The following is a 23351-nucleotide window of genomic DNA, read 5'->3' as shown; positions in this document are numbered from 1 at the left end:
TCCTTTGTAGGAGCAGCCTTGTGCTGCGAAGAGGCCGGTACAGCCAATAGACAGGCTTTGTCAGCCCCGGCCTCTTCGCAGCACAAGGCTGCTCCTACAGGACCTCGCCGAACCAGTGAGTCATGTGTTGTTCTATGGGAGCGGGTTCACCCGCGAAAGGGCCGGTCCTGCCTGCGTAGATCCTGGTCTACCCTTAAGCCTTCACCGGTGGTTCCTGGCTCGGCGGGTCGCCCACTGTCGGCGGCACGGTCGGTTTGATCGGCAGCTCGTCCGGCTCTTCCTCCGGCACGGGCGGCGGCAGGCTCGGGTCGTCGATGTTGGGATCGGGAGTCTCCGGTGGAATGGGAATGTTCATGGCCTGACCTCGCTTGGGTAATTGAAGAGGTGCTGCAGACTTCGACCCCTCGCAGCTGCCGTTCGCTCAATTTTTTTGAACCCCACGCCTGTGCCCGGCTCTGAACCCTTATCGCCACCAGCCTGAGGGAGCAAGGTCCGATGTCACGAAACGAGCCCTTCGAAAGCGTGCCCATGGCCAACGATCACCCGGACCAGGCCATCAGCCTGTCCCAGGCGCTGCTGGCGCCGCGCATCGTGATCGAAGACACCCAACCCGTGCTCGAGGCCGGCACTTTCGCCGCCAAGGCCATCAGTGGCCAGCCGGTGGCGGTCAGCAGCAAGGTCTACAGCGACGGCCACGACCGCCTGGCCGTGATGCTCAACTGGCGCCAGGCCCACAGCCGGCGCTGGCATTGCGTGCCCATGCACTCGCCGGGCAACGACCTGTGGCTGGCTGAATTCACCCCCACTGAACTGGGCCCGCACCTGTTCAGCATCGAGGCCTGGATCGACCCGTTCGCTACCTACTGCCACGACCTGGAGAAGAAGTACCACGCCGGTGTCGAGGTCAGGTTGGAGCTGGAGGAAGGCCGATTGATGCTGGGCAAGGGCGTCGAGCTGTGCAACGGCGCCCTGCGCGAGGAGCTCCAGGCGTTGCAGCAGCGCCTGCCCACGCTGAATGCCGACGATCAGGTGGCACTGTTTCTCGACCCCGCTACCGCCCGCCTGATGAGCGACGCCGAGCACCGCAGCTACCTGGCCCGCAGCCGCGAATTCCCCGTTGATGTCGACCGCCCGGCCGCGCAGTTCGCCAGCTGGTACGAGCTGTTCCCGCGTTCGGTCACCGACAGCCCCGAACGCCACGGCACGTTCAACGATGTGCACGAGCGCCTGCCGATGATCCGCGACATGGGCTTCGACGTACTGTATTTTCCGCCGATCCATCCCATCGGCATGCAGCACCGCAAGGGCCGCAACAACGCCCTCACCGCTGAGCCCGGCGACCCGGGCAGCCCGTATGCCATCGGCAGCGCGGAAGGTGGTCACGAGGCGATTCACCCACAACTGGGCAGCCGCGACGACTTCCGCCGCCTGGTGGCCGCGGCGGCCGAGCATGGCCTGGAAATCGCCCTCGACTTCGCGATCCAGTGCTCCCAGGACCACCCCTGGCTCAAGGAGCACCCCGGCTGGTTCAGCTGGCGACCGGATGGCACCATCCGCTATGCCGAGAACCCGCCGAAGAAATACCAGGACATCGTCAACGTCGATTTTTACGCGCCCGAGGCCGTACCCTCGCTGTGGCTGGCTTTGCGTGACGTAGTGGTCGGCTGGGTCGAGGAGGGTGTCAAGACCTTCCGCGTCGACAACCCGCACACCAAACCACTGCCATTCTGGCAATGGCTGATCGCCAATGTGCGCAGCCGGCACCCGGAGGTCATCTTCCTCGCCGAAGCCTTCACCAAACCGGCGATGATGGCCCGCCTGGGCAAGGTCGGGTACGCGCAGAGCTATACCTACTTCACCTGGCGCAATCACAAACAGGAACTGCGCGAGTACTTCGAGCAGCTCAACCAGCCGCCATGGAGCCAGTGCTACCGGCCCAACTTCTTCGTCAACACGCCCGACATCAACCCGTACTTCCTGCATACCTCCGGCCGTGCCGGCTTCCTCATACGCGCTGCACTGGCCACCATGGGGTCGGGGCTGTGGGGCATGTATTCGGGCTTCGAACTGTGCGAAGGCACACCGCTGCCGGGCAAGGAGGAGTATCTGGATTCGGAGAAGTACGAAATCCGCCCACGCGATTTCAGCCAACCCGGCAACATCATTGCCGAGATCGCCCAGCTCAACCGCATCCGCCGGCAGAACCGCGCCTTGCAGACCCACCTGGGCGTGGCGTTCTTCAACTGCTGGAACGACAACATCCTGTACTTCGCCAAGCGCACGCCCGAGCGCGACAACTACATTCTGGTGGCAATCAGCCTCGACCCGCACAACGCCCAGGAGGCGCATTTCGAGCTGCCGCTGTGGGAGCTGGGGCTGGATGACAACGCCGAAACCCATGGTGAGGACTTGATGACCGGACATCGCTGGTCGTGGTACGGCAAGACCCAATGGATGCGCATCGAACCCTGGCATCTGCCTTTCGGTATCTGGCGCATCGAAAAGGCCCGCTAACGGTGGTTCGCGCTCCTACAGGGGCCAGAGCAACCAGAAATTGAAAGGAGTCGCACATGGCCAAGCGTTCCCGCCCGGCAGCCTTCATTGACGACCCGCTGTGGTACAAGGACGCCGTCATCTACCAGCTGCACATCAAGTCGTTTTTCGATTCGAACAACGACGGCATCGGCGACTTCGCCGGCCTGATCAGCAAGCTCGACTACATTGCCGAGCTGGGCGTCAATACCCTGTGGCTGCTGCCTTTCTATCCCTCGCCACGCCGCGACGACGGCTACGACATCGCCGAATACAAGGCCGTGCACCCCGACTACGGCAACCTGGCCGATGCCCGCCGCTTCATCGCCGAGGCGCACAAACGCGGCCTGCGGGTAATCACCGAGTTGGTCATCAACCACACCAGCGACCAGCACCCCTGGTTCCAGCGCGCCCGCCATGCCAAGCGCGGCAGCAAGGCACGGGACTTCTACGTGTGGTCGGATGATGACCAGAAGTACGACGGCACGCGCATCATCTTCCTCGACACCGAGAAGTCCAACTGGACCTGGGACCCGGTCGCCGGCCAGTACTTCTGGCACCGCTTCTACTCGCACCAGCCCGACCTCAACTTCGACAACCCGCAAGTGCTCAAGGCTGTGATCAAGGTGATGCGCTTCTGGCTCGACCTGGGTGTGGATGGCCTGCGCCTGGACGCCATCCCCTACCTGATCGAGCGCGACGGCACCAACAACGAGAACCTTGCCGAAACCCACGACGTGCTCAAGGCGATCCGCGCCGAAATCGACGCCAACTACCCCGACCGCATGTTGCTTGCCGAGGCCAACCAATGGCCCGAGGACACCCGCCCGTACTTCGGCGAAGGCGAGGGCGACGAATGCCACATGGCCTTCCACTTCCCGTTGATGCCGCGCATGTACATGGCCCTGGCCATGGAAGACCGTTTCCCGATCACCGACATCCTGCGCCAGACTCCGGAAATCCCCGCCAACTGCCAATGGGCGATCTTCCTGCGCAACCACGATGAGCTGACCCTGGAAATGGTTACCGACCGCGAGCGCGACTACTTGTGGAACTACTACGCCGAAGACCGCCGCGCCCGCATCAACCTGGGCATCCGCCGCCGCCTCGCGCCGCTGCTGCAGCGCGACCGCCGGCGCATCGAACTGCTCACCAGCCTGCTGCTGTCGATGCCCGGCACGCCCACCCTGTATTACGGCGACGAACTGGGCATGGGCGACAACATCTACCTGGGCGACCGCGACGGCGTGCGCACGCCCATGCAATGGTCGCCGGACCGCAACGGCGGTTTCTCCCGTGCAGACCCGCAGCGCCTGGTACTGCCGCCGATCATGGACCCGCTGTATGGTTACCAGACCGTCAACGTCGAAGCCCAGGCCAACGACCCGCATTCGCTGCTGAACTGGACCCGGCGCATGCTGGCGGTGCGCAAGCAGCAGAAGGCCTTCGGCCGCGGCAGCCTGCGCACCCTCACGCCGAACAACCGGCGCATCCTCGCCTACTTGCGCGAGTACACCGACGCCGATGGCAACACTGAAGTCATCCTGTGCGTGGCCAACGTTTCCCGCGCCGCCCAGGCAGCTGAACTGGAATTGTCACAATACGCCGACAAAGTACCGGTGGAGATGCTCGGCGGCAGCGCCTTCCCGCCAATCGGGCAACTGCCGTTCCTGCTGACATTGCCACCCTACGCCTTCTACTGGTTCCTGCTGGCCAGCCACGACCGCATGCCCAGCTGGCACATCCAGGCCACCGAGGGGTTACCCGAATTGACCACACTGGTATTGCGCAAGCGCATGGAAGAACTGCTGGAGGCCCCCTCCAGCGATACCCTGCAAAGCGCCATCCTGCCGCAGTACCTGCCCAAGCGGCGCTGGTTCGCCGGCAAGGAAGGGCCGATCGACCAGGTGCGCCTGTGCTACGGCGTGCGTTTCGGCACTACCACCACGCCGGTGCTGCTCGGTGAAATCGAAGTGCTCAGCGAGGGTATGGCTACCCGCTACCAGCTGCCGTTCGGCCTGCTGCCTGAAGAGCAGATCAGTACCGCACTGCCGCAGCAGCTGGCCCTGGCGCGGGTGCGCCGTGCCCATCAGGTTGGCCTGATCACCGATGCCTTCGTCCTCGAGCCATTCATCCGCGCGGTGCTGCGTGCCTGTGAGGGCGGCATGCATCTGCCTTGTGGCAACGGCGAGGGCGAGCTGCGCTTCGAAAGCACGCAGCAGTTGGCGAGCCTGGCGTTGAACGACGAAAGCAGCGTGCGCTACCTCAGCGCCGAGCAGTCCAACAGCTCGGTGGTGATTGGCGACCAGGTGGTGCTCAAGCTGATTCGCCGGGTCAACCCGGGTGTGCACCCCGAGCTGGAAATGAGTGCCTACCTGACCGCCGCAGGCTTTGCCAACATTTCGCCGCTGCTGGCCTGGGTCAGCCGGGTGGACGAGCAGGGCGCGCCACACCTGCTGATGATCGCCCAGGGCTACCTGAGCAACCAGGGTGACGCCTGGGCCTGGACCCAGAACACCCTGGAACGGGCCATCCGCGACCAGATGGAGCCTTCCAGCCTCGACGCCGATGCGCACACCGATGCACTGGCCGAACTCACCGGCTTTGCCGCCTTGCTCGGCCAGCGCCTGGGCGAGATGCACCTGCTGCTGGCCGCACCGACCAACGACGAGGCCTTCCAGCCGCGCCCGAGCGATGCCGACGACAGCGAACGCTGGAGTGCGCAGATCAGCGCCGAACTCACCCATGCCCTCGACCTGCTGGCCCAGTACCGCGACAGCCTCGACAGCGAAAGCCAGGCGCTGGTCGACGACTTGCAGCAACAGCGCGACGGCCTGGCCCAGCACATCGCCAACCTGACCCGCCAGGCCCAGGGCGGCCTGTTGATGCGCGTGCACGGCGACCTGCACCTGGGCCAGGTGCTGGTGGTCCAGGGCGACGCCTACCTCATCGATTTCGAAGGTGAACCGGCCCGGCCGCTGCAAGAGCGTCGGGCAAGACACAGCCCGTACAAGGATGTCAGCGGCGTGCTGCGATCCTTCGACTATGCTGCTGCCATGATCTTGCGCAGCGCGTCTGCGGTCGACCTTTCCGACCCGGCGCGCCAAGCCCGGCAACGGGTTGCCAGGCAGTACCTGCACCAGTCGCGGCATGCCTTTGTCGAAGCCTATGGCCTGGCCACCGCGGCCATGCCTCACGCCTGGCAACAGGCCGAGGGCGAGCGTGCTGCACTGGAGCTGTTCTGCCTGGAAAAAGCCGCCTACGAAATTACATACGAAGCCGAGAACCGTCCGAGCTGGCTGGCCGTGCCTTTGCATGGCCTGCATGGACTGATCAGTACCTGGGGAGAGTCATAGATGAATGCAACCACGCGTGAAAACGGCGGCCTTCGGCAACGGGACCTCGACGCCCTGGCCCGCGCCGAGCACGCCGATCCATTTGCGGTACTCGGCCCCCATGGCGACGGCGCCGGCGGGCAGGTAGTCCGCGCCTTCCTGCCCAACGCCCTGAATGTGCGCATCCTGGCCCGGCATGACGGGCGCATCCTCGCCGAAATGGAGCAGGGCAGCCTGCCGGGGCTGTTCATCGCGCACCTCGATGAGGCACACCCGTACCTGCTGCAGATCGGCTGGGCCGGTGGCGAGCAGATTACCGAAGACCCCTACAGCTTCGGCCCGCAACTGGGCGACATGGACCTGTACCTGTTCGCCGAAGGCAACCATCGCGACCTGTCCGGGCGCTTCGGCGCCCAACCCATCCAGGTCGATGGCGTCGATGGCGTGTGTTTCTCGGTGTGGGCACCGAACGCCCGGCGGGTGTCGGTGGTGGGTGACTTCAACAACTGGGATGGCCGCCGCCACCCCATGCGCCTGCGCCACAGCGCCGGGGTGTGGGAGCTGTTCGTGCCGCGCCTGGGCGTGGGCGAAACCTACAAGTTCGAGGTGCTTGGCAAGGACGGCATACTGCCCCTGAAGGCCGACCCGCTGGCGCGCGCCACCGAACTGCCGCCGAGCACCGCATCCAAGGTGGCAGGGGCGCTCAGCCACGACTGGCAAGACCACGACTGGATGGCGCAACGCGCGCAACGCCATGCCTACAGCGCGCCGCTGTCGATCTACGAACTGCACCCGGGGTCGTGGCGCTGCGAGCTGGATGAGGCGGGTGAGGTCGGGCGCTATTACAACTGGCGCGAGCTGGCCGAGCGCCTGGTGCCGTACGTTCAGGAGCTGGGCTTCACCCACATCGAACTGCTGCCGATCATGGAGCACCCGTTCGGCGGCTCCTGGGGTTACCAGCCGTTGTCGCTGTTCGCGCCCACATCGCGCTACGGCAGCGCCGAGGACTTCGCCGCCTTCATCGACGCCTGCCATCAAGGGGGCATTGGTGTACTGCTGGACTGGGTACCGGCGCATTTCCCCACCGACGAACACGGCCTGGCGCGTTTCGACGGCACCGCCCTGTACGAATACGACAACCCCCTGGAGGGCTACCACCAGGACTGGAACACGCTGATCTACAACCTTGGCCGCAACGAAGTGCGCGGCTTCATGATGGCTTCGGCGCTGCACTGGCTGAAGCACTTCCACATCGATGGCCTGCGTGTCGATGCAGTGGCCTCGATGCTGTACCGCGACTATTCGCGCAAGGCCGGCGAATGGGTGCCCAACCGCCACGGCGGGCGCGAGAACCTGGAAGCCATCGACTTCATCCGCCACCTCAATGGCGTGGCGGCCCATGAGGCCCCGGGCGCGCTGATCATCGCCGAGGAGTCCACCGCCTGGCCCGGCGTCAGCCAGCCGACCCAGCAGGGCGGCCTGGGCTTTGCCTACAAGTGGAACATGGGCTGGATGCACGACACCTTGCATTACATTCAGAACGACCCGGTGCACCGCACTTATCATCACAACGAGATGAGCTTCGGGCTGATCTATGCCTATTCCGAGCACTTCATCCTGCCCATCTCCCACGACGAAGTGGTGCACGGCAAGCATTCGCTGATCGACAAGATGCCCGGCGACCGCTGGCAGAAGTTCGCCAACCTGCGTGCCTACCTCACCTTCATGTGGGCGCATCCGGGCAAGAAGCTGCTGTTCATGGGCTGCGAGTTCGGCCAGTGGCGTGAGTGGGACCACGATGGCGAGCTGGACTGGTACCTGCTGCAGTACCCTGAGCACCAGGGTGTACAGCGCCTGGTAGGTGACCTCAACCGCCTGTACCGCGAGGTGCCGGCGTTGCACGAGCAGGATTGCCAGCCGCAGGGGTTCCAGTGGCTGATTGGTGACGATGCGCAGAACAGCGTGTATGCCTGGCTGCGCTGGAGCAGCAGTGGCGAGCCAGTGCTGGTGGTGGCCAACTTCACGCCGGTGCCGCGCGAGGGGTATCGCATTGGCGTGCCGTTCGGCGAACGCTGGCAGGAGCTGTTGAACAGTGATGCAGAACTGTATGCCGGGTCCAATGTCGGTAACCTGGGGGGCGTGCAAAGTGACGAGATTGCCAGCCATGGGCAGCCGCAGTCGCTGGTCCTGAACCTGCCGCCGCTGGGTGTGCTGGTGATGAAGCCGGTCTGATCTTCTGCCTGTACTGGCCTCTTCGCGGGCATGCCCGCTCCCACAGGTACGGCGCCCGCCTCTGGCCCTGTGCTATCCCTGTGGGAGCGGGCGTGCCCGCGAAAGGGCCGACCCTGCCTACCACCGCATCCGCACCCCAAGGCTGCCAATCAACCCGTTCAGATCATTGTCGTCGACGTCACTGCTGTAATCGGCACTGACAAACAGCGCCACCGTGGGTGTCACCCGCGCCACCAGCCCCAACCCCAGTTCCACCGTGGTCGAGTAGCGCGAGCTGGAGATCTTGTCGACCTGGTCCAGCTTCACCTCATCGGCATTGCTGAAGTCATACCACACGTTGGTCCGCACATAGGGTTCGATCGGCATGCCGCGTACTTCATAACGCCCGGACAGCCTGGCACCGACCCGACCGCTCCAGCTCGGCTGGCTGTCGAAGGCCTGCAAGGTCTCTTCCTGCGCCCGGCTGCCGGGGAAGAACTGCTGGTTGATCAACTGCGCCTGCGGCTCGATCACCCAGCCGCCACCCAGGCCGATGGGGATGCCGCCTTCCAGCGAGAAGGTCATCGCGTGGCCGCTGTCGTCCAGTCGCTGGCCGTTCTCGCCACGGCCATTGACGTCGATGCGCGAACCCATGGCCACGGCATCCAGGTGCCAGCCCTGTTCATGGGTCATGCTCCAGTACACCCCCAGGCTTTCACCGCTGAGGTTCACGGCGTTGCGTTGCTTGTCGCCCAACAGCTGACGCATGCCGTTGAAGTTGGTCTGCAGGTTGTTTTGCCCCACGAAGATCCCCGCGCGGTGCACATTGCCCGCTGCAGTTTCACGCACGAACAGGTCCGGGCCGATCATCAGTTGCTGGCTGGGGGCCTCCAGCTGGTCCGGAGGCTGCACGCCACTGCGCGCGGTGGTGGGGAAGAACTGCGCCCACTGGCTGGCGACCAGGTCTGGTGCAGGCTGCCCATGGCGTTCGCTCATCTTTTGCGAGAACGCGTTCAAGGTACCGATACTCAAGCCACTGGCGCTGACCGGGTCGAGCGTAAGCTGTGGTACTGCCGGTTGTTGCAGGAAGCCGGGCGAGGTCGGGTCGTCCTGCAGTTCATACGCGATAGTTTCCACCGGGGTTGCCAGAAGCAGCGACGTGGAAACCGCGTAGAAAATGCTTTCGAAGCGCAAGGGGCTCGAGGTGCTTTTCATGGCGGATCTCCTCTGTTTTTGTGTTACAGCCCTAGGACCTGGCCTGTTGTCACGAGCTGTACGGCAAAAACAGTGGGCGACCCAAACCAGCACGCCTGGCTTTCTGCAGCGCGCACGAAGGCGCGAGCTAGAGGCCCTGCGCGAGATCATTACTGCTTGATATGTTCAGCTAAGGAGAAGGCGCCGCTTGCGTCAAGAAAGCGTGAAGGAAGTGTTCAGGTTCCGTGGCTTTGTTCAACTTGTTGAATCACAAGATAATTCGGCTAGGTATAGCCAGGTTCGCTATTTGCCGTGCTGCGGCTATGAAGAATGATTGCTAAGCCTGACTTCGACCGACAACGGCAGGTGGTCCGACAGGTGCGACCAAGGTTTGTGCCCCAGAATTCGCGGCCCATGGCTTTCGGCGTTGCGCAGGTAGACACGGTCCAGGCGCAACAGCGGCAGCCGCGCAGGATAGGTGCGGGCCAGGTGGCCATGGTGGCGTTCGAAGGCCTCGTGCAGGTCACGCTGCAGGCCCAAGGTGCGGTTGCCGTGGGATTTCCAGTCGTTGAAGTCGCCAGCGATGATCACCGGGGCGTCGGCGGGCAAGGATTCGAGCAGCTTGCGCAGCAGTTGCAGCTGCTTCTGGCGGTGGCTTTCCAGTAACGACAGATGCACGCAGATGGCATGCACCTGATGCTGGCCAGGCACGTCGAGGACGCAGTGCAGCAGGCCACGTCGTTCGGGGCCGGTGATCGACACGTCGAGGTTGCGATGTTCGATGATCGGGTATTTGGACAGCAGCGCGTTGCCGTGGTGGCCGTCAGGATAGACCGCGTTGCGCCCGTAGGCGAAGTCGCTCCACATGCTGTCGGCGAGGAACTCGTACTGCGAGGTCTGCGGCCAGCCGGGGTAGCGCGCGGCGTGGCGGTCGTGGCTGCCGAGCACCTCCTGGAGAAAGACGATGTCGGCCTGGGTGCTGCGCACCGCCTCGCGCAGTTCCGGCAGGATGAAGCGCCGGTTGAAGGCGGTGAAGCCCTTGTGGGTATTCACCGTCAGCACCCGCAACCGCTTCACGGCTGGGGCCTGGTTGACACTGGCGAAACCTTTACTGCCGGCTTCGGGGTTCACGGTTACTCCTCGGTCAACGGGTTTGCGCGGATCCTTGTAGATACCGTCTTGACCCTCACCCTGCAAGAGGGATTTTGGGGTCAAACGGTATCCCCGACTTCACCACCCCATAAACCAGGTGCAGCAGCTTGCGCATCGCCGCGCAAACGATCTGTTTATAGGCTTTGTGTCGGCTGTTCAACCGCTCTGCCAGTGCCTTCACGACAGGGTTGTACCTGATCGAGACAGTGCCTGACATCCACAAGCCCGCCCGCAGCCTTGAGGCGCCTGTACGCGAGATAGTGCTCTGACCTATGAACTCTCCCGATTGCTGCACTACCGGGTTCAGGCCTGAGAACGCGACGATCGCAGAAGAGCTTTGGTATTTCAGTGGATCGCCCAGTTCGGCGAGCAGCAACGTAGCAGTGGTGTCACCCAAACCATCTATCGAAGTAATCAGATCACGTCGCTTGCGCAGGTCTGGATCATCATCGATCGTCTGTTCGATGGCCTTCCTGGTCTTTTCCAGTTCTTCGGTGATGTGCCCGATGACGTCTTGAATCGACTGCTGCACCGCATCTTGTGCGACATCCAAACGATTCTGCTCCATCTGGCGCATTTCCTTGAGGTCGTCCAGTCGCCGCACCAGAGCACGCAAACGGCGCTGTGCAGGTGGCTCCGGCTCCCACTGGCGAAGCGAGGCCGCCTTCTGCTGGCCATAAGCAGCAATGACTTTGGCGTCAGCTTTATCGGTTTTGACGCGCCGAAGCTCCACGTCAGCGAATTTCGCGATCACCGCCGGGTTCAGAATACACACCCGATAACCTTGGTTGTGACAGTGCTCGGCTAACGCTTCGTGATAGGTGCCTGTGGCCTCCATAACGATCCAGGCGCTTGGTTCGGCATGGCGCTCAAGCCAATCGCTGAACTGCTTGAACCCTCCAGGATCATTGGACAGCTTGGCTTTGGTGCGCGTCTTGCCGTTGGGAAGTGGGGTGGCAATGTCGAAAGATTTTTTGGCGACATCAACGCCAACAAAGGCGGACATGATCTTCTCCTTCAAACTACGAAAGTCGATCACCCTACACTCAGTTCAACCTTGTTAATGCGTGCTCACGCCGGGGGCGGGCACTAGATACCGTTCGAACTCGTCGAGTGGGGTTGAAAGGCCAGAGCGTTATCTACAGTGCGGGCTCGATGCCCTTGGAGCGGCTCCGCTTCAAGACCTTCCCTCGATGATCAGTCGAGAACTTTCGCCTCTTGGGAGGCGAAAGTCGAGATACAAGGAGCGGCCTTGTGTCGCGATCGGGCCGCGCTGCGGCCCCGTTTGTCAGCACCAAGGCAAGAATAGCTGGGGCCGCTGTGCGGCCCGATCGCGACACAAGGCCGCTCCTACACAAGGGACACATACCAGCGTTTCAGGTTCACTCCTCATCACGCTGCAACACCATCAGCAGCAACGACCGCCCCTTCACCTCGAAGGTGCTGTCGAAGTGCAGATGCTGCCCCTTGCGCAGCTCTGGCCGGTCGGTGTCGACCAGGCAGCTCCAGTAATCCCCCTCGGGCACGGTCGGCAGCTTGAACGGCACGATGTCATGGTGGGCATTGACGATCAGCAGCACGGTGGCCTCGGCGCCTGGCCTGGCAATGCCGCTGACCTGGGCACGGCCATCGATCAGCATGCCCAGGCAACGCCCGTGCGGGTCTTCCCATTGCTCCACGCTCATCTCGTTGCCATCCGGTGCCAGCCAAGTCACATCCTTGACGCCGATCGCTTCATTGTAGTCGCCCACCAGGAAGCGCGAGCGGCGCAGTACCGGGTAGGCCAGGCGCAGGCGGGTCAGGCGCTTGACGAAGGCCAGCAGCTCTTCGCCCTCCTGGTCCAGGTCCCAGTTCACCCAGCCGATTTCGCTGTCCTGGCAATAGGCATTGTTGTTGCCGTGCTGGGTACGGCTGAACTCATCGCCGGCGACGATCATCGGCGTGCCCTGGGCCAGCAGCAGGGTAGCGAAGTAGTTGCGCATCTGGCGCATGCGCAGGGCATTCACGGCCGGGTCGTCGGTTGGCCCCTCGACACCGCAGTTCCATGACAGGTTGTTATCGGTGCCGTCCTGGTTGTTCTCGTCGTTGTCCTCGTTGTGCTTGTGGTTGTACGACACCAGGTCGCGCAAGGTGAAACCATCGTGGGCGGTGACGAAGTTGACCGAGGCATAGGGACGCCGGCCACGGTTGTTGAACATGTCCCCCGAGGCTGTCATGCGCGAGGCAAAGTCGGCCAGTTGGCCTTCGTCGCCTTTCCAGAAGGCGCGCACGGTGTCGCGGAAGCGGTCGTTCCACTCTGCCCAGCCCGGGGCAAAGTTGCCCACCTGGTAGCCGCCCGGGCCGCAGTCCCAGGGCTCGGCAATCAGCTTCACCTGGCTCAGCATCGGGTCCTGGCGGCAGGCGACGAGGAAGCCGTGGCGTTCGCTGTAGCCGTCGTGGTAGCGGCCAAGGATGGTCGCCAGGTCGAAGCGGAAGCCGTCCACGTGCATTTCGCCGGCCCAGTAGCGCAGCGAGTCGGTGACCAGCTGCAGCACGCAGGGGTGGCTCAGGTCCAGGGTGTTGCCGGTGCCGGAATCGTTGATGTAATAGCGCTTGTCGTCCGGCATCAGGCGGTAGTAGGAGGCGTTGTCGATACCGCGCATCGACAGCGTGGGGCCGCGCTCGTTGCCTTCGGCGGTGTGGTTGTAGACCACATCCAGGATCACCTCCAGCCCGGCGTCGTGCAGGTGTGCGACCATTTCCTTGAACTCGGCGATCTTGCCGCTGGCCAGGTAACGCGGGTGGGGCGCGAAGAAGGCGATGCTGTTGTAGCCCCAGTAGTTGTTCAGGCCCTTGTCCAGCAGGTGTTGGTCGTTGACGAAAGCGTGAATCGGCAGCAACTCGATGCTGGAAACGCCCAGCTCCTTGATGTGCTTGAGCAACTCGTCATTGGCCAGGCCGGCGAAGGTGCCGCGCAGTTTTTCCGGCACTGCCGGGTGGCGCATGCTGATGCCCCGGGTGTGGGCCTCATAAATGATCGTGCGCTCCCAGGGGATCTGCACGCGCTGGTCGCGGCCCCAGGTGAATGCAGGGTCGATCACCTTGCACTTGGGCACGAAGGGCGCGCTGTCGCGCTCGTCGAACGACAGGTCACCGTCGGGGTGGCCGATGGTGTAGCCGAACAGTGCTTCGGACCATTGCAGGCTGCCGACCAGTTGCTTGGCATACGGGTCGATCAGCAGTTTATTGGGGTTGAAGCGGTGGCCGTTCTCCGGCTCGTAGGGGCCGTGCACGCGGTAGCCGTAGACCAGCCCTGGGTGAGCGTCAGGCAGGTAGCCGTGGTAGATCTCGTCGGTGTATTCGGGGAGCTCGATGCGTTCGATTTCGTGCTCGCCGGTGGAGTCGAACAGGCACAGCTCGACCTTGGTGGCATTGGCCGAGAACAGGGCAAAGTTGACCCCAAGGCCATCCCAGGTGGCGCCGAGGGGGAAGGGCAGGCCTTCGCGGATACGCGACGGGGCTACCGAGCGGGTTTTCTTCGGGGTGCGGGGGCTCATGGCGGTCCTCTGTGGCCGTGGTGGGGGAGGGAGCTGCGTAGGCCTGTACCGGCCTCTTCGCGGGTGAACCCGCTCCCACAGGTACACCGTCATCCTCAGGCCTGGCGCTATCCCTGTAGGAGCGGGGTCACCCGCTAAGAGGCCAGTACAGGCTCAACCGGCAGCCGGCTTTTTTACCGCCCGGGTTTTCTTCACTGCCACGGCCTTCTCGACCGGTTCAGCCGCTACCTTGGGCTTGGCCGGGGCCCGTTTGCGCGGCGCCACCTTGGGTGCCAGTGCCTCGGCTTCGGCCAGCTTGCGAGCCATGTCCCAATGGCGGTCTTCCTGGCCGACGGGCTTACCCTCGGACTCCCAGATCTGGTAGGCAAATTCGCGGATACGTTTTTCATCAACACTCATCATGACGCTCCTGATGTTCAAGATTGTTGTATCAGCAGGTTGACCGGAAACTCCGCCAGCACGGCGCTCAACATCAGCTCCCTGCAAGAGCTGACCGCAGCACTGGGGAAAAGTCCCGTCGAGTTGGCAGGCGACAAGGCAAACGGCAGGTTTACCCGGGTGTCGTCCCAGTTCTGTGCCGGGATCAGGGGTATCGGTGCACCTGCAAGCAAGGTACTGGCCAGGCGTGGCGCGATGATGACGGCCCGTTCGCCCTCGCCAAGGCGAGCGAACGCGATCACCTTGTCGGAATGCCGACCCTGCACGGTCAGGGGCAGGTAGGCGCCACGTCGGAACAGCTCGGCATGGGCCTGGCGGCAGTCCAGCACCCGGGCGATCAGCGCCTGCTTGAGGCGGCCATCGCGCCAGTGTTCCAGCAGCTCGGCAACCGGCGTTGCATCGTCCAGGGTGCGACGCCGGCACGCGTAGTCCACGGCGCGCCGGTTATCCGGGTCGACCAGGCTGAAATCCCAGTATTCGTTGCCCTGGTACAGGTCCGGTACGCCCGGCGTGGTCATGCGCAGCAGGGCCTGGACCAGGCCGTTGAGGGCACCGGGGCAGGCCAGCAGGTGCGCGGCGTCGGCCAGCGACTTGCGCAGCTGCTGGTTCTCGCCGTCCAGCAGCAGGCCATCGATGTAGCGGGCACAGGCGCTTTCGTAGGCTTCGTTCGGCGCGCTCCAGCTGCTGCGCAGCTTGGCCTCGCGCAGGGCTTTCTGCTGCCACTGGCGAATGCGTTCGGCGTACTGGCCAAGGGTGTTGTCATCGTGCAGGTCGAGGTCCAGCGGCCAGCTGCCCAGCAACGTCTGCAACAGCATCAGCTCGTCGCCGGGGCTGGGCGCCGGGCCGTCATCCAGTTGCGTGCGCAATGGCGTGGCCAGTTCGCGCCAGTGTTCCATGCGGCTGGCCAGCCACGGGCCGCGCTCGCTGAGCACGGCCAGGCGCGCACGGGTGTCTTCGCCGCGCTTGTGGTCATGGGTGGCGCTTGCCAGCAGGTTGTCGGGGAAGTCGCGCAGGCGCCGCTGGGCCTCGTTGTGGAAGTGCTCGAGCGGGGCGCTGAAACGCTCGGCGTCGAAGCCCACATCGTTGCGCGACAGCAGCCGCGCGCTGCGGTAGAAGGCGGTGTCTTCCACGGCCTTGGCGGCGCTGGGCGCGGTCAGTTGCTGGAAGCGCACGCAGGCGTGGCGCAGCTGCTTGCGCGCCCGGCCTGCTGGCAGGCGGCGCCAGGCTTGCCCGCCCAGCCATTGCTGCAGGTGCTCGAGCAGTGGCCAGTCGGCTTCGCCGAGGTCGAGGCGGGCGTTGGCCAGGGCCTGCTGGAAAAACCCTTCGTCTTCTGCCGGGCGCCCGCAGGCATTGAAGTAGGTGCGGTACACCGGGTAATGCGCCACCAGCGCCTGCAAGGCACGGCGGATCGCGCCCAGGGTCAGGTCGCGGGTCATCAGGTCGTTGCGCGCCACCTGCAACAGTGCCTGGGCCACCGACTCGCAGTCGCCGGCCAGGCTGGCATTGAGTACCAGGTGGCGGGCCTGACGCACTTCTTCGGGGAAGTCGGGGCGTTCGCTCACATTGGCCCACAGCTCGGTCAGCGCTGCTTCGCCCGCCGGGTCGTGCTGCAGCAGCGAAACCTGGTTCATGAATTCATAGCCGGTAGTGCCGTCGGTAAGCCAGTCGCGGTGCAGGTGCTCGTTGGCGCCGAGGATCTTCTCCACGTAGATCGGGAAATGCCCCAGGGCGGCGTTCAACGGCCGCCGTGCCAGCAGGCCATCTACCCGCCGGCGCAGCTTGCGGCAGTAACCGCGCGGGTCGGCCAGGCCGTCGATATGGTCGATGCGCAGGCCGTCCACCAGGCCGCGCTCGATCAGTTCGAACAGCTTGGCGTGGGTGGCCTCGAACACCACCGCGCGTTCCACCCGCAGGCCGCCCAGCTCGTTGATGTCGAAGAAGCGCCGCCAGTTGATGTCGTCGGCGGCTGTACGCCAGCTGGCCAGGCGGTAGGTCTGGCGTTCCAGCAGCAGGTGCAGGCGCTTGAAGCCATTCTCGCTGCGGCTGTCGAACGCCACCAGAGCCGATTCGAGGTCAGCGCCTTCGCCCGCCAGGCGCGCCAGTTCAGCTTGCAGGGGCAGGGCGTCGGCCAGCGGCGTGGCCGATGCGTTCAACGCGGTGAAGCGTTCGGCCAGGGCCTTGAGCGCCGGCTCCGGGCTGAGGGCGAGAATCCAGCCATAGTCGACCGGGCAGATCGGGAAGCGATGTTGGTAATGGGCGACCTGCAGCAGCCCATGGTGCTTGTCGAACTCGAGCGGTATCTCGCCATTTTTCAGCGCCACGCCATAGTCGCTGGCGAGGAACGGCAACAGCAACTGGCCGGCCAGCAGTGGGTCGCTGGAGTGCCACTGGATGTCGAAGAACTCTGCATACGGGCTGCGCCGACCCCAGGCCAGCAGGCTCTGCCACCAGGGGTTGTCGGCACCGCCCACGGCCATGTGGTTGGACACCGTGTCGAGGATCAGCCCCATGCCGTGCTGACGCAGGGCGGCGACCAGCCGTTGCAGCGCCGCTTCGCCGCCCAGCTCGGGGTTGACGCAGGTCGGGTCGACCACGTCGTAGCCATGGCGCGAGCCGGCGCGGGCCTTGAGGATGGGCGAGGCATACAGGTGGCTGATGCCCAACTGGGCGAAGTACGGCACCAACGGCACGGCGTGATCGAGGGTGAAGTCACTGTGAAACTGCAGGCGCAGGGTCGCGGTCAGCGCTTTCATCGGTCACGCTCCCAAGCCTGTTCGCGGGCCTGGGCCAGCAGTTCCAGGCGCCGCGCAGCGTCTTCGTCGTCGAGCAGTTCACGTACCGGCCGGGCAAAGCGTCGGCGCCAGTTGGGGTGGCCGGCGGTGGTGCCCGGCAGGTTGGGTTGCTCGTCGCAACCCAGCAGGTCTTCCAGCGGCACCAGCACCAGCGGTGCGCGGGTGTGGCCAACGTAACGGATGGCAGCGTCGATCAGCGCGTCGTTGTTCGGCAGCGTGCCGTAGTTGGCCTCCAGGGTGCGGCGCAAACCATCGTGCTCCTTCTGCCGCTCGTGGCGCCAGTGCAGTTCGGTGGCAGCATCGATCAGTTGCAGGCGGTGGCTCCAGTCGATGTCGCGGTTTTCCAGCCAGCCGGCCAGCGGCGCCAGGTCATGGGTGCCGGTGGTGGCCAGGGCGTTATCCGGCCAGTCGAGAATCGGCTTGAAATGGCCGGGCTGGGTCTGCTCGAAGGGCAGCACGCGCATGCCCAGCACGGCCTTGGCCGCCAGTTGCTCGCGCAGGCCGTCCGGCACGGTGCCCAGGTCTTCGCCGAGGATGATTGCCTGGTGGCGCACCGACTCCAGGGCCAGCAGGCGTAACAGATCTTCCAGCGGGTAGTTGAGGTAGGCGCCTTCGCTGGGCTTGGCCCCCTGCGGGATCAGCCACAGCCGGCGCAGGCCCATGACATGGTCGATGCGCAGGCCGCCGGCGTGGGCGAGGTTGGCCCGGAGCATTTCGATGAAAGCGCGGTAGCCGTTGCGCTTGAGCCCTTCAGGCGAGAAGGCGCAGATGCCCCAGTCCTGGCCGGCACGGTTGAGGATGTCAGGCGGTGCACCCACCTTCAGGCCTGCCAGCAGCTCGTCCTGGCGGCTCCAGGCCTGGCTGCCGGCACCGTCGGCGCCCACCGCCAGGTCAGCGATCAGGCCGACCGCCATGCCGTTGCCGCGCGCTGCTTCCTGGGCGCGTTGCAGGCCCCGTTCGGTCAGCCATTGGCAGAAGGCATGGAACTCGACCTTGGCCGGGTAGGCGTTGGCGAAGGCCTCCACTTCCGGGTGGTATGGGTCGTGCCAGGCCTTGGGCCAGTGGCGCCAGTCGGCGCCCAGGCCATGCTCCACGGCTTGCGCCTGCAGCACTTCGAAGCGGCAATGGTGTTCCAGCGCCTGGCCACCGGCTTTGCGGAAGCTGTCGAAGTCCTTGCGTAGCGGGTGGTCGCCCTGGCTGAAGCCCTGGTACAGGGCTTCGAGCAGGCGCTGTCGGGCGCTGGCGGCACGCGGCCAGTCTACCAGCGGGCCTTGCTCAAGGTCTTCGAGCTGTTGCTCCAGGCCGCAGGCTTCGATGGCCACGCGCACCTCCCGCTCGCCCAGCAGCGCGGCTGGGCTGGCGTACAGGGTATTGAGCAGCAGGCGGCTGGAGGGCGAGTAGGGGCTGTAGTGCGTCTGGTCGATGGCCAACAGGGCGTGGATCGGGCTGATGGCCAAGGCATCGGCGCCGCGTTCGGCAGCCGCGCGGGCCAGTTGTTCCAGGGCCAGGCAGTCGCCATAGCCGCCATCGCCGGGGCGGCGCAAGCTGTACAGCTGCACCGCCAGGCCCCAGCAGCGCGGTGGCGGCTGTTGCACCCGGTCTTCAAGGCTGTGGCAGCGCAGCGGGGCCACGGCCACGGTGAAGCGGCGGCTGTCGATTTCCACCTGGTGGTAGCCGATGGGCAGCGCACCGGGCAGGCGGGCCTGGTCGTCAAGGCTGAGGGTGAGGGCGCTGTGGTCCTCCAGTGTGCAGTGCGCAACGCTGGCGGCGCTGAAGTAGCGCGCCAGTGCCAATGGCTGGCCTAGGTCGGCGGTCAGCAGCGGCGGCAGGTGCTCACTGTCTTCGGCAGCGTCCACGGCGCGCAGGCTGGCGGCGATGGCGGCGTCATCGTTGGCAGGGTGGCCAAGACCTTCAAGTATGTTGCGCAGTACCTCGTCGCTGACACGCTGGGGCCGGGCATTGGCGTCGATCCAGTCGCGGCTCAGCCCGACGCGGCTCGCCAGACGGTGCAGGGCGGTTTCGCTCATGGGCGCTCCTGGGCAGGGGGAAGCAGGCTGACCACGCAGCTGTATGCGGCCAGATGGGTATCGGGGTGCCGGGTGTCGCTGCTGTCGAACAGGCGGTTGGCCGGCGCGGGCAACTCGACCACCTGCGGGGTGGCGGCCAGGTTCAGGTCGATGCGCAGGGTGGTGCCATTGCCCAGGCACCAGCGTGCGGTCAGGGCCTTGTCGCCGTGTACTTCGGCACCCAGCGCGCGGCTGCCGGGCAGGTGCGGGATCACATGGCGGCGGCGCAGTTCGAGCAGGTGCTGGTACAGGCCGTGCCAGCCGGCGATCACTTCCCCGGCTTGCGGGCGGGAGGCCTCGAAGGTCTGTTCGGCGTTGGGGTCGGGGATGCGTTGGCGCTGCTCGGGGTCGGCGAAGGCGGCGAAATGGGCGAACTCGCCGCGCCGGCCTTCGCGCACGGCGTCGGCCAGCTGGTCATGGAAGTCGGTGAAGAACAGGAACGGCCGGCAGCTGCCATCGTCGTCGCCCATGAACAGCAGCGGAATCATCGGCGCCAGCAGCAACAGCCCGGTGGCCGCCCGCAGCGCCTGCGGTGGGCACAGACGGGTCAGGCGCTCGCCCAGGGCGCGGTTGCCGACCTGGTCATGGTTCTGCAGGAACAGCACGAAAGCGCTGGGTGGCAGGTGCGCGCTGGGCTCGCCGCGGGGCGTGCCATGGCGGTTGGCCTGGCCCTGGAACACGAAACCTTCGGCAAGGCAGCGGGCCAGCTGGTCGATGGGGCGCTGCTGGTAGTCGGCGTAGTAGCCTTCGGTTTCGCCGGTCAGCAGCACATGCAGGGCATTGTGGCCGTCGTCGTTCCACTGGGCATCGAAGCCTTGCTCCAGCAGGAAGGCCTGGTTGTGTTCGTTCTCCAGTACCAGCCATACGTGGCGGCCCGGTTCCACCGCAGCGCGTACCCTTTGCGCCAGCTCGACCAGAAAGTCGGGCTGGTCGATGGCGTGCACGGCATCCAGGCGCAGGCCGTCAAAGCGGTAGTCGCACAGCCACATCAGGGCGTTCTGGATGAAGAACTCGCGCACCTGCGGGCGACGGAAGTCGATGGCTGCGCCCCAGGGGGTCTGCCGGTCTTCGCGGAAGAACGGGCTGGCGTACTGGTGCAGGTAATTGCCGTCAGGGCCGAAGTGGTTGTACACCACATCGACCAGCACCATCAGCCCGTGGCCATGTGCCTGGTCGACCAGCGCACACAGCTGCTCGGGGCTGCCATAGGTGTTTTGCGGCGCATAGGGCAACACGCCGTCGTAACCCCAGTTGCGCTCGCCGGGGAACTGCCCCAGCGGCATCAGTTCGACGGCACTGATGCCCAGTTCGGCCAGCCGCGGCAGTTGCCGGGCGACCCCGGCGTAGCCGTCGAGCAGGCCGACATGCAGCTCCTGTATGACCGCCTCGTGCCAGGGCCGGCCTTGCCAGGGGTGTCGCCAGGCATAGCTGGCCACATTCACCACCTGACTCGGCCCCTGCACGCCATCGGGCTGATAGCGCGAGGCCGGGTCGGCCACCTTCAGTGCACCGTCGATACGGTAGTGGTAACGGTCACCGGCCTGGCACGGGGCCACGCCGGTGAACCAGCCATCATCGTCGGGCAACAGCTCGATGGCCGGCTGCTGCTCCAGTTCCACGCTCACGCTGCGCGCATCCGGGGCCCAGAGGGCGAAGCGCGCCGACGTGGCGTCCAGCAGGTGTGCGCCATGCCTGTGCATCTTCAACTCCCCGTTCAGTAGTGGCTGTGCTGCGCCTGCTTGACCAGGTCCTCGTACAGACGTGCATAGGGCTCCACGGCCTGGCACCAGTTGAACGGTTGGGTCATCGACAGGCAGCGCATGGCATTCAGCAGGTCCTTCTTGCCATATACATAGAAGGCGCGGCTGAGTGCCTCGCGATAGCTCTCGACGGTGGACTCGTTGAACAGGAAGCCGGTAACGCCGCACTCGATGGTGTCGGCCAGGCCACCGGTCTTGCGCGCTACCGGCAGCGAGCCGAAGCGCTGTGCGTACATCTGGCTGAGGCCGCATGGCTCGTAGCGAGACGGCATCAGCAGGAAGTCGCTGCCGGCGAACATGCGCCGGGCATCGGTTTCGTTGAAGCCGATGCGCACGCCGATACGGCCCGGGTGGCGTAGCGCCAGTTCGCGCATGGCCTGCTCTTCTTCCGGCTCGCCGCGGCCGATGATCGCGATCTGCCCGCCTTGCTCGACGATGTAGTCGGCCACACCCAGGGTCAGGTCCAGGCCTTTCTGGTAGACCAGGCGCGAAACTACTGCGAACAAGGGCCCTTCGGAGGGCTGCAGTTCGAACAGCGCGCGCACTTCCTGGGCATTGCGCGCCTTGCCTTCCCAGTCGTTGATGCTGAAGTTGTGCTGCAGGTGCTTGTCGGTGGCCGAGTCCCAGCTTTCGTCGATGCCGTTGGGAATGCCGCCGAGCAGGCCTTGCTGGGCCTTGCTGGCGAGGAAACCGTCCAGGCCGCAGCCAAATTCCGGGGTAGTGATTTCCCGGGCATAGGTGGCGCTGACCGTGGTGATGTGGCTGGCGTAGGCCAGGCCCGCCTTGAGGAACGACAGCTTGCCGTAGAACTCCATGCCTTCCTGCTGCATGGCGTGTTCGGGGATTGCCAGTTCCGGGCTGCAGCCGCGGCTGTACACACCTTGGTAGGCCAGGTTGTGGATGGTGAACAGGGTTGGCGTGCTCAGCCCGCGCCAGTGCATGTAGGCCGGTGCCAGGCCGGCGGGCCAGTCGTGGGCGTGCACCACTTCGGGCTTCCAGTGGATCCTGCCTTCGCCGGCGGCGATTTCGGCGGCGGCCAGGCCCAGGCGGGCGAAGCGGATGTGGTTGTCGGGCCAGTCGCGGCCGTTGTTGGCACCATAGGGAGTGCCGTCACGCTGGTACAGCTCGGGGCAGATCAGCACATAGATGACCAGGCCGTCGGCCATGTCCATGCGCCCGATCTTGCACGGCGGCAGTGCGGCGTGGCCACCCAGTTCACCGACGATGTGGATGGGGTTGTCGCTTTCCATCACCTGCCGGTAGCCGGGGATCAGCACCCGCACATCGTGCAGGTGCGCCAGGGCACGGGGCAGGGCTGCGGACACGTCTCCCAGGCCACCGGTTTTCACCAGGTCGGCGATTTCCGAGGTCACGAACAAAATCTTGCGCTTGTTGCGGTTGTGCTGGCGCTGGGCGCCGGGTGCCTTGCCTGTCGTGGCGAAGTCCGGGGTGAGCGGTTCGCGGTTGTCCGGGTTGAATGAATCTACGTGAGGCTCGACAGCGGCACTGATCATACTTCTCTCCGTCCCTATGCTTGGCCGGGTGCTGGCACCCGTGGCGATGTTTCGTGTTGGTTCTCTCTGATTCTGGATTCTGCGTAGTGCGTTCCATGCCCCAGGGTCGTGCACGCAGGCACGGCGCGATCGGCATTCCGGCCGAAGGCGATTGGGCTGGTGGGGTATGTGGGCCGATGCAGGGAAGTCCCTTTGCGTTTGGCCTACTTAGTTCCTGACCTGCCCGCGTTCCGGAAAGTTCGACTTTTTTTCGTCACTCTTCCGTTGAGCAAATGGCGGGCCGAAACCCGAGTGTAGGAGAGAAATAGATGAAAAGGTGACCCGCTGGTCACTATTGTCATGCCGCGGAATAGACGCAAACGTTGGCGTTTGTGACCGGATGTGAAAAGGTGCGGGCGGGGGTATGGGGATGGTGCGCCAAATTGTGGCTTTCAGGTGCTGATGCACCAGAGTGGGGCGCAAGGCAGATGTTGGATTCTTTCGCAGTCTTCGTGGGAGCGGGCGTGCCCGCGAAGAGGCCGGGCCTGGAAAAGAGGAATCAGAGAGAGACAAGCAGGGTGGGAGCCGTTCAGCTCCCACGAGAAGAAGGTACAATCAGAGGCTGACAGCTTTGTCTTCAGCGCGTTGTTGCGCCAGCAGCAGGTTCAGTTGGGCGACCTGCTGGCGCAGCTGGTCACGTTCGTCCTTCAGTTTACGCAGCTCATCACGGCGCACGGAGACATAGAGGGTCTGGGTTGGGGTTGCAGGCATCAAAGTACCCATGGACACACCTCGCGGTTTTGGCTGGTGACAAGTTAAAGCGTAGACGCTTCACGCGGGCG

The 23351-nt window shown here is 64.7% G+C and carries 14 protein-coding genes; 3 read left to right on the top strand and 11 right to left on the bottom strand.

Annotated features, from left to right (window positions below; translation table 11 throughout):
* Positions 1-193: 193 nt before the first annotated feature.
* Entirely contained in the window at positions 194-355 is a 162-nt protein-coding gene (locus ACK56M_RS19135; RefSeq protein ID WP_015271006.1) for a hypothetical protein, read from the bottom strand.
* A 140-nt stretch (positions 356-495) separates the two neighbouring features.
* Here ACK56M_RS19135 and ACK56M_RS19130 point away from each other — a divergent pair, with 140 nt between their 5' ends.
* Genes ACK56M_RS19130 through glgB form a run of 3 tightly spaced genes read left to right on the top strand, consistent with a single transcriptional unit; the run spans position 496 to position 8099 of the window.
* On the top strand, positions 496-2514 hold the full coding sequence (locus ACK56M_RS19130) for an alpha-1,4-glucan--maltose-1-phosphate maltosyltransferase (protein ID WP_015271005.1): 2019 nt from the start codon (positions 496-498) through the stop codon (positions 2512-2514).
* Positions 2515-2570: 56 nt separating this feature from the next.
* Positions 2571-5888 carry a maltose alpha-D-glucosyltransferase gene (gene treS, locus ACK56M_RS19125; protein WP_411958930.1) on the top strand — a complete coding sequence of 1106 codons (3318 nt, stop codon included), beginning with the start codon at positions 2571-2573 and terminating at the stop codon, positions 5886-5888.
* Positions 5889-8099 carry a 1,4-alpha-glucan branching protein GlgB gene (gene glgB, locus ACK56M_RS19120; protein WP_411958929.1) on the top strand — a complete coding sequence of 737 codons (2211 nt, stop codon included), beginning with the start codon at positions 5889-5891 and terminating at the stop codon, positions 8097-8099.
* 117 nt (positions 8100-8216) lie between these two features.
* Here the strand turns inward: glgB and ACK56M_RS19115 are convergent, their stop codons facing one another.
* From ACK56M_RS19115 to ACK56M_RS19070, 10 genes are all read right to left on the bottom strand, one after another.
* Positions 8217-9293: an autotransporter outer membrane beta-barrel domain-containing protein gene (locus tag ACK56M_RS19115; RefSeq protein ID WP_100412900.1), complete on the bottom strand. Its 1077-nt coding sequence runs from the start codon at positions 9291-9293 to the stop codon at positions 8217-8219.
* 300 nt (positions 9294-9593) lie between these two features.
* Complete coding sequence (locus ACK56M_RS19110; RefSeq protein ID WP_015271002.1) at positions 9594-10403, bottom strand: endonuclease/exonuclease/phosphatase family protein; 810 nt, start codon at positions 10401-10403, stop codon at positions 9594-9596.
* Between the two features lie 55 nt (positions 10404-10458).
* Positions 10459-11430, bottom strand: coding sequence for an IS110 family transposase (locus ACK56M_RS19105; protein WP_411958928.1), 972 nt, complete (start codon positions 11428-11430; stop codon positions 10459-10461).
* Between the two features lie 376 nt (positions 11431-11806).
* Entirely contained in the window at positions 11807-13960 is a 2154-nt protein-coding gene (gene glgX, locus ACK56M_RS19100) for a glycogen debranching protein GlgX (RefSeq protein ID WP_015271001.1), read from the bottom strand.
* A gap of 153 nt (positions 13961-14113) precedes the next feature.
* Positions 14114-14362, bottom strand: coding sequence for a DUF2934 domain-containing protein (locus ACK56M_RS19095; protein WP_085720526.1), 249 nt, complete (start codon positions 14360-14362; stop codon positions 14114-14116).
* A gap of 14 nt (positions 14363-14376) precedes the next feature.
* Positions 14377-17151 carry a malto-oligosyltrehalose synthase gene (locus tag ACK56M_RS19090; protein ID WP_015270999.1) on the bottom strand — a complete coding sequence of 925 codons (2775 nt, stop codon included), beginning with the start codon at positions 17149-17151 and terminating at the stop codon, positions 14377-14379.
* A complete protein-coding gene (malQ, locus tag ACK56M_RS19085; protein ID WP_085720528.1) occupies positions 17148-19217 on the bottom strand; it encodes a 4-alpha-glucanotransferase in 2070 nt (689 codons plus the stop codon). Before malQ ends, ACK56M_RS19090 begins: the two co-directional genes overlap by 4 nt.
* The gene (gene treZ / locus ACK56M_RS19080; protein WP_015270997.1) at positions 19214-20956 is read right to left on the bottom strand and encodes a malto-oligosyltrehalose trehalohydrolase; all 1743 of its coding nucleotides are present in this window, start codon (positions 20954-20956) and stop codon (positions 19214-19216) included. The genes malQ and treZ overlap by 4 nt, the downstream gene beginning before the upstream one ends.
* A 14-nt stretch (positions 20957-20970) precedes the next feature.
* Complete coding sequence (glgA, locus tag ACK56M_RS19075; protein WP_013973326.1) at positions 20971-22530, bottom strand: glycogen synthase GlgA; 1560 nt, start codon at positions 22528-22530, stop codon at positions 20971-20973.
* A gap of 594 nt (positions 22531-23124) precedes the next feature.
* Complete coding sequence (locus ACK56M_RS19070; RefSeq protein ID WP_015270996.1) at positions 23125-23292, bottom strand: DUF6026 family protein; 168 nt, start codon at positions 23290-23292, stop codon at positions 23125-23127.
* Positions 23293-23351 lie beyond the last annotated feature (59 nt).

The organism is Pseudomonas sp. s4 (genome assembly GCF_046764235.1).
Classification (GTDB): domain Bacteria; phylum Pseudomonadota; class Gammaproteobacteria; order Pseudomonadales; family Pseudomonadaceae; genus Aquipseudomonas; species Aquipseudomonas asiatica.
The sequence above is the reverse complement of the archived record's forward strand: the minus strand, read 5'-3'. Positions and strand labels throughout refer to the sequence as shown.

Coding starts and splice junctions, on each gene's coding strand:
- glgA (WP_013973326.1), bottom strand. CDS start 22,530: ATGATCAGTGCCGCTGTCGAGCCTCACGTAGATTCATTCAACCCGGAC.
- ACK56M_RS19095 (WP_085720526.1), bottom strand. CDS start 14,362: ATGATGAGTGTTGATGAAAAACGTATCCGCGAATTTGCCTACCAGATC.
- ACK56M_RS19070 (WP_015270996.1), bottom strand. CDS start 23,292: ATGGGTACTTTGATGCCTGCAACCCCAACCCAGACCCTCTATGTCTCC.
- ACK56M_RS19105 (WP_411958928.1), bottom strand. CDS start 11,430: ATGTCCGCCTTTGTTGGCGTTGATGTCGCCAAAAAATCTTTCGACATT.
- ACK56M_RS19130 (WP_015271005.1), top strand. CDS start 496: ATGTCACGAAACGAGCCCTTCGAAAGCGTGCCCATGGCCAACGATCAC.
- treS (WP_411958930.1), top strand. CDS start 2,571: ATGGCCAAGCGTTCCCGCCCGGCAGCCTTCATTGACGACCCGCTGTGG.
- ACK56M_RS19115 (WP_100412900.1), bottom strand. CDS start 9,293: ATGAAAAGCACCTCGAGCCCCTTGCGCTTCGAAAGCATTTTCTACGCG.
- ACK56M_RS19090 (WP_015270999.1), bottom strand. CDS start 17,151: ATGAAAGCGCTGACCGCGACCCTGCGCCTGCAGTTTCACAGTGACTTC.
- ACK56M_RS19135 (WP_015271006.1), bottom strand. CDS start 355: ATGAACATTCCCATTCCACCGGAGACTCCCGATCCCAACATCGACGAC.
- glgB (WP_411958929.1), top strand. CDS start 5,889: ATGAATGCAACCACGCGTGAAAACGGCGGCCTTCGGCAACGGGACCTC.
- glgX (WP_015271001.1), bottom strand. CDS start 13,960: ATGAGCCCCCGCACCCCGAAGAAAACCCGCTCGGTAGCCCCGTCGCGT.
- treZ (WP_015270997.1), bottom strand. CDS start 20,956: ATGCACAGGCATGGCGCACACCTGCTGGACGCCACGTCGGCGCGCTTC.
- malQ (WP_085720528.1), bottom strand. CDS start 19,217: ATGAGCGAAACCGCCCTGCACCGTCTGGCGAGCCGCGTCGGGCTGAGC.